This window comes from Allostella sp., assembly GCF_041913585.1.
Taxonomy (GTDB): Bacteria; Pseudomonadota; Alphaproteobacteria; order ATCC43930; family Allostellaceae; genus Allostella.
Genome location: NZ_JAYSFE010000203.1, coordinates 1 through 5,105 on the forward strand (window position 1 = coordinate 1; position 5,105 = coordinate 5,105).

Sequence of the window (5,105 nt, forward strand, 5' to 3'; positions counted from 1 at the left end):
TCGGCTATTTCCTGCCGCACGAGGGCACCAACAACGTCGCGCTGGCGCTGATCGGATTCGAAAGCCTCGCCGCCTACGAGGCTTATCGCCGCCGCCTCAAGGCGGATCCGGCCGGGGCCGCCAACTTCGCCATGGCGGAGCGCCTGCGCTTCATCCTGTCGGAGGAACGGACCTTCCTCGAGCCGGTCGAGGCGCAGCCATGATCGCCGTCATCTTCGAGTTCGTGCCGCGGCCCGGACTGCGCGACACCTATCTCGACATCGCGGCCGACCTGAGGCCGGTGCTGGAGACGATCGACGGCTTCGTCTCGGTCGAGCGGTTCCAGAGCCTGGCCGACCCCGACAAGGTCCTGTCGCTCTCCTTCTTCCGCGACGAGGCGGCGGTCGCGCGCTGGCGGGCGGCGGCGGCGCATCGCCAGGCACAGGCGGCGGGGCGGGACCATGTCTTTGCCCGCTACCGGCTGCGGGTCGCGGCGGTCCTGCGCGACTACGGCATGGAGGAGCGCGACGACGCCCCGCCCGATTCCCGGGCGGCACACGCGCCGGGGTGAGTGTCAGTAGCTCTTCGGCAGCCCGAGCACGCGCTCGGCGACGTAGCACTTGACGAGTTCGGGGCTGACCGGCGCGATGCGGCAGATCATGACCTCGCGCAGGAAGCGCTCGACATGGTACTCGGCCGCGTAGCCGTAGCCGCCGTGGGTCATGACGGCCCGGGTGCAGGCGCGGAAGCCGGCCTCGGCGCCGAGATACTTGCCGGCATTGGCCTCGGCGCCGCAGGGCAGGCCGCGGTCGTAGAGGCCGGCCGCCTTGAAGATCATCAGGTTGGCCGCCTCCAGTTCCATCCAGCTTTCGGCCAGCGGATGCTGGACGGCCTGGTTCTGGCCGATCGGGCGGCCGAACACGACCCGGTCCTTGGCGTACTGCACCGCCCGCGCCAGCGCCGCCCGGCCGATGCCGACGGCCTCGGCCCCGACCATGATCCGCTCGGGGTTGAGGCCGTGCAGCAGGTAGCGGAAGCCCTGGCCTTCCTCGCCGATGCGGTCCTCGACCGGGACTTCCAGTCCGTCGATGAAGAGCGCGTTCGAATCGACCGCGTGCCGGCCCATCTTGGCGATCTCCCGCACCTCGATCCGGCGGCGGTCGAGGTCGGTATAGAAGAGCGACAGCCCGTCCATCGGCCGCGCCGTCTCCTCGATCGGGGTGGTGCGGGCGAGCAGCAGGATCTTGCTCGCGCTCTGGGCGGTCGAGGTCCAGATCTTGCGGCCGTCGACGACGTAGCGGTCGCCCTTGCGCACCGCGCGGGTGCGGATGCGGCTGGTGTCGAGGCCGGCGTCGGGCTCGGTGACGCCGAAGCAGGCGCGCTCGCGGCCGGCGATGAGCGGCGGCAGGAAGCGCTGCTTCTGCTCGGGCGTGCCGAAGACGGCGATCGGGTTGGGCCCGAAGATGTTCATGTGGACGGCCGAGACGCCGGCCATCGCCGCGCCCGATTCCGCGATCGTCTGCAGCATCAGGGCCGCCTCGGTGATCCCGAGGCCCGCCCCGCCATGGTCGGGCGGCATGGCGATGCCGAGCCAGCCGCCCTCGGCGATGGCGGCGACGAACTCGTCCGGGAAGCGGCCGTCGGTGTCCCGGGCCAGCCAGTAGTCGGGGCCGAAGCGGGCGCAGATGCGCTCGATCTGGGCGCGGATCGCTTCCTGCTCGGGGGTGAAGGACAGGTCCATCGACGGGGGCCGGGTGGGAGTGGGGCGGCCACGATCCGGGCGGCGGGCGCGGCTGTCAATCGCGGTCGCCCGTGCCCGGATGAGAGCGCTTGCGGGAAACCAGTGGAATCGCCCGTCGATTCGCGCGATGTTGGGGCAACTTTCGGACCTGTCTAGACGGAAGGCGCACGGCTCGATCCCGATCCGGCGGACGAACTCGGCCTGATGATCTGCCTCTTCCGGCGCTGCGCCCGCCGCCTTTCCGCGGGCGCGCGACGTCGATGAACGACGTCGCACCCGACCTCAAGCTCGGTACCGCGACGCGCGTCGCCGATCCCCGGAGGCGTCGCAAGCGCATCCTGGCGGGGATCGTCGTGGTGGCGGCGATGGCCCTGGTCGCCTTGGCCGCCAACTGGGTCCACGACCGCACCATCCATGTCTACGAAACGGATGCGCGCATCGTCGCCGACATGACGACCATCTCCAGCCGGGTGGCGGGCATCCTCGACGAGCTCGCGGTCGACGAGGGCGCCCGCATCGCCCGCGGCCAGGTTCTGGCCCGGCTCGACAGCCGCAACGCCGAACTGCAGGTCCAGCAGCTCGCCGCCGAGACGGCGGGGGTGGCGTCGGAGCGGGCGCGCGTCCAGGCCGAGGTGCGTCTCATCGAGGAGCGCACCCAGTCCCGCGTCGAGAGCGAACGCGCCCAGGTGCAGGCCCTGCAGTCGGTGCTGGCGGCGCGCGCGTCCGAGCTGACGCTCGCCCGCGACGAGTACCAGCGCGCCGAGAAGCTGATCGCCGCCCGCGTCATGGCCCAGCGCGACCTCGACCGCGCGCGCGCCGTCTTCCTCCAGGCCCAGCATGGCCATGCGCGGGCCCAGGCGGACATCACCGCCGCGCGCGCCAAGCTGGCCGAGGTCGAGACCGAACGCCTGCAGATCGGCATGCTGACGCAGGAGATCGAGCGTCTGCGCCATCGCGAAGCCGAGGTGGCGGCGCGGCTGGCCCGGGCCCGCACCGATGTCGAGGACCGCGTCGTGCGCAGCCCGATCGACGGCGTCGTCGACCGCCGCTTCGTCCGGCTCGGCGAATTCGTCGACGCCGGACAGCGCATCTTCCTCATCCACGATCCGAACGACGTCCGCATCGAGGCCAACATCCGCGAGACCCAGATCGGCCGGGTCCAGCCGGGACAGCCGGTCGAGATCAAGATCGACGCCTATCCCGGGCAGACCATCACCGGCCGGATCACCCGCATCGGCACCACCGCGACCAGCAACTTCGCCCTGCTGCCGACCCCCAACCCGAGCGGCAACTTCACCAAGGTGACGCAGCGGCTGCCCGTCCGCATCGACCTCGACGCGAAGGACCTCGTCCTCTCGCCCGGGATGATGGTCGAGGTGGTGGTCGATGTCGGCAGTCGCTGACGCCGGGCGCGCGGAACTCGGCCCGGCCTACAAGTGGCTGGCGACGGCGACCGTCCTCTGCGGGATGCTGGCCAGCATCCTGTCCTCGACCATGACCAACGTCGCCATCCCCGACGTCATGGGAGCCTTCGGCGTCGGCCAGGACAAGGCGCACTGGCTGTCGACGGGCTTCCTCGCCGCCAGCACCGCCGCCATGCCGACGGTCGCCTGGCTGCGCGACCGGTTCGGCGCGCGCGCCATCTTCATCGCCGCGATGGGCATCTTCTCGGTGGCGGCGCTGGTCGGCGAGTCCGCGGATTCGATCGAGATGGTGATCCTCGCCCGCGTCGTGCAGGGCGCCTGCGCCGGCGTCAGCCAGCCGCTGGCGCTGATGACCATCTTCCAGCTCTTCCCGCCCAACGACCGCGGGCTGGCCAGCGGCATCTTCGGCATGGGGGTCATCCTCGGCCCGGCGCTCGGCCCCACCTTCGGCGGCCTCATCGTCGACGCCTACGGCTGGCGCTACGTCTTCCTCGGCAGCCTGCCGATGTGCGCGCTCGGCATCATGATGGCGCTGGTCTTCCTTCCCGGGCGCGACGCCTCGGCGCCGCGCACCCGGTTCGACTGGATCGGCCTCTCCCTCATCGCCCTCGCCGTCACCTGTCTCCTCAACGCGCTGTCGAACGGCCAGCGCTGGGGCTGGTCGTCGGTCGAACTGGTGGTGCTGGTCACGGTCGCGATCGTGGCCGCCGTCGCCCTCATCCTGTGGGAACTCGCGATCCCCAACCCGATGCTGAACATGGCACTCTACCGGGTGCCGCGCTTCGCCTGCGCCTCGGTGGTGGCGCTTGTCTTCGGCGCCGGCATGTTCGGCTCGATGTACCTGATCCCGCTCTTCGCCCAGCAGATCCTGCAGCTCACGCCGACCGGTGCCGGCATGATGCTGATGCCGGCCGGGCTCGTCCTCGTGTTCCTCTTTCCGATCGCCGGCCGGCTCTCCGACTATGTCCGGCCGCACGGGCCGATCCTCTTCGGGCTCGGCACCTTCGCCATCGCCGGCGTCTTCCTCGCCGGCTGCGACGTCAACACCGGCTGGTGGATGATGGTGTTCCTGGTCACCTTCGGCCGGGCCGGCCTCGCCTTCGTCGTCTCCAACGTCAACTCGAGCGCGCTCCGCGCGTTGCCGCCCGGCCTGATCGGCCAGGGGTCGGGCGCCATCAACTTCATCCGCATGATGGGCGCCGCCTTCGGGGTCAACGGCCTCGCCTTCATCATCGAGTACCGCACCGCCTTCCACGCGGAAATCCTGACCGCGACCCAGACGGCCGGCAACCCGGACACGCTCGCCTATGTCGAGCTCCTCAAGCGGATGATCGGCGAAGCCGGGCTCCAGGGGATCGAGCGCACCGGCATGGCCTACAACTTCCTCGGCCGGGTGCTCTATGCCCAGGCCAACACGATGGCCTTCCAGGACGCCTTCCTGGCAGTGTCCTTCGTGTTCGTGGCGGCGATGGTCCCGGCCTGGTTCCTCGGCCGCGGCGTCGTGCCGCCGCGGGCCCAGCCGAAGGTCCGCAAGGGCTGACCTCCGGCCGCCCGGGTCAGCGCGCCTTGTCGAGGAGCTCGATCACCTTCATCGCGTCGATGCCGTTGGCGAAGACCTTGCCGTCCTCGCCGACCTGCACCTGGATGACATAGATCGGCTTGCCGCCGGGACCGGGGGTCGGCTTGCCGAGCCCGCGCAGGAAGGTCAGCGCCACCACCGCCGTCGCCTCCTCGTCGCTCTTGGGCGCGCGGCCCAGCTTCTCGATCAGGTCGTCGAGCCCGGCCAGCTTCACGTCGAAGGTGCCGCTCGCCATCTGCGGCGCCTCCGGCGCGAAGCGCACGGTGCCGACGCCGTCGATGCGCGCCTCGGGGAAGGAGAGCGACAGGCTGCGGACATGGAACTGCGGCCGCGCCTTGGCGAAGCTCTCCATGGCGACCGGCAGGCTCATGCCGAAGGCGGC

General features: G+C 70.8%; 6 protein-coding genes. 4 read left to right on the forward strand and 2 right to left on the reverse strand.

What is annotated here, in order from left to right; all coding sequences use genetic code 11:
- Positions 1 to 203: NIPSNAP family protein (locus ACE3Q3_RS22755; protein WP_374449880.1), on the forward strand; the 203-nt coding region annotated here is incomplete at its 5' end.
- Positions 200 to 550, forward strand: coding sequence for an antibiotic biosynthesis monooxygenase (locus ACE3Q3_RS22760; RefSeq protein WP_374449882.1), 351 nt, complete (start codon positions 200 to 202; stop codon positions 548 to 550). The genes ACE3Q3_RS22755 and ACE3Q3_RS22760, both read left to right, overlap by 4 nt.
- A 3-nt stretch (positions 551 to 553) precedes the next feature.
- Here ACE3Q3_RS22760 and ACE3Q3_RS22765 read toward each other — a convergent pair whose 3' ends face one another.
- Positions 554 to 1,720, reverse strand: a complete 1,167-nt coding sequence (locus tag ACE3Q3_RS22765) for an acyl-CoA dehydrogenase family protein (protein WP_374449884.1) — start codon at positions 1,718 to 1,720, stop codon at positions 554 to 556.
- 260 nt (positions 1,721 to 1,980) lie between these two features.
- Here ACE3Q3_RS22765 and ACE3Q3_RS22770 point away from each other — a divergent pair, with 260 nt between their 5' ends.
- Together ACE3Q3_RS22770 and ACE3Q3_RS22775 are read left to right on the forward strand one after the other, a co-directional pair.
- Positions 1,981 to 3,123 carry an HlyD family secretion protein gene (locus ACE3Q3_RS22770; protein WP_374449886.1) on the forward strand — a complete coding sequence of 381 codons (1,143 nt, stop codon included), beginning with the start codon at positions 1,981 to 1,983 and terminating at the stop codon, positions 3,121 to 3,123.
- Positions 3,107 to 4,684 carry a DHA2 family efflux MFS transporter permease subunit gene (locus ACE3Q3_RS22775; RefSeq protein WP_374449888.1) on the forward strand — a complete coding sequence of 526 codons (1,578 nt, stop codon included), beginning with the start codon at positions 3,107 to 3,109 and terminating at the stop codon, positions 4,682 to 4,684. Before ACE3Q3_RS22770 ends, ACE3Q3_RS22775 begins: the two co-directional genes overlap by 17 nt.
- A gap of 16 nt (positions 4,685 to 4,700) precedes the next feature.
- Here the strand turns inward: ACE3Q3_RS22775 and ACE3Q3_RS22780 are convergent.
- Positions 4,701 to 5,105, reverse strand: a 405-nt coding sequence (locus tag ACE3Q3_RS22780) for a hypothetical protein (RefSeq protein ID WP_374449891.1), incomplete at its 5' end; no start/stop codon positions are given.

Bases quoted from the DNA above. Each gene is read 5' to 3' on its own strand.
- ACE3Q3_RS22760 (WP_374449882.1), top strand. From the start codon at position 200: ATGATCGCCGTCATCTTCGAGTTCGTGCCGCGGCCCGGACTGCGCGAC.
- ACE3Q3_RS22765 (WP_374449884.1), bottom strand. From the start codon at position 1,720: ATGGACCTGTCCTTCACCCCCGAGCAGGAAGCGATCCGCGCCCAGATC.
- ACE3Q3_RS22770 (WP_374449886.1), top strand. From the start codon at position 1,981: ATGAACGACGTCGCACCCGACCTCAAGCTCGGTACCGCGACGCGCGTC.
- ACE3Q3_RS22775 (WP_374449888.1), top strand. From the start codon at position 3,107: ATGTCGGCAGTCGCTGACGCCGGGCGCGCGGAACTCGGCCCGGCCTAC.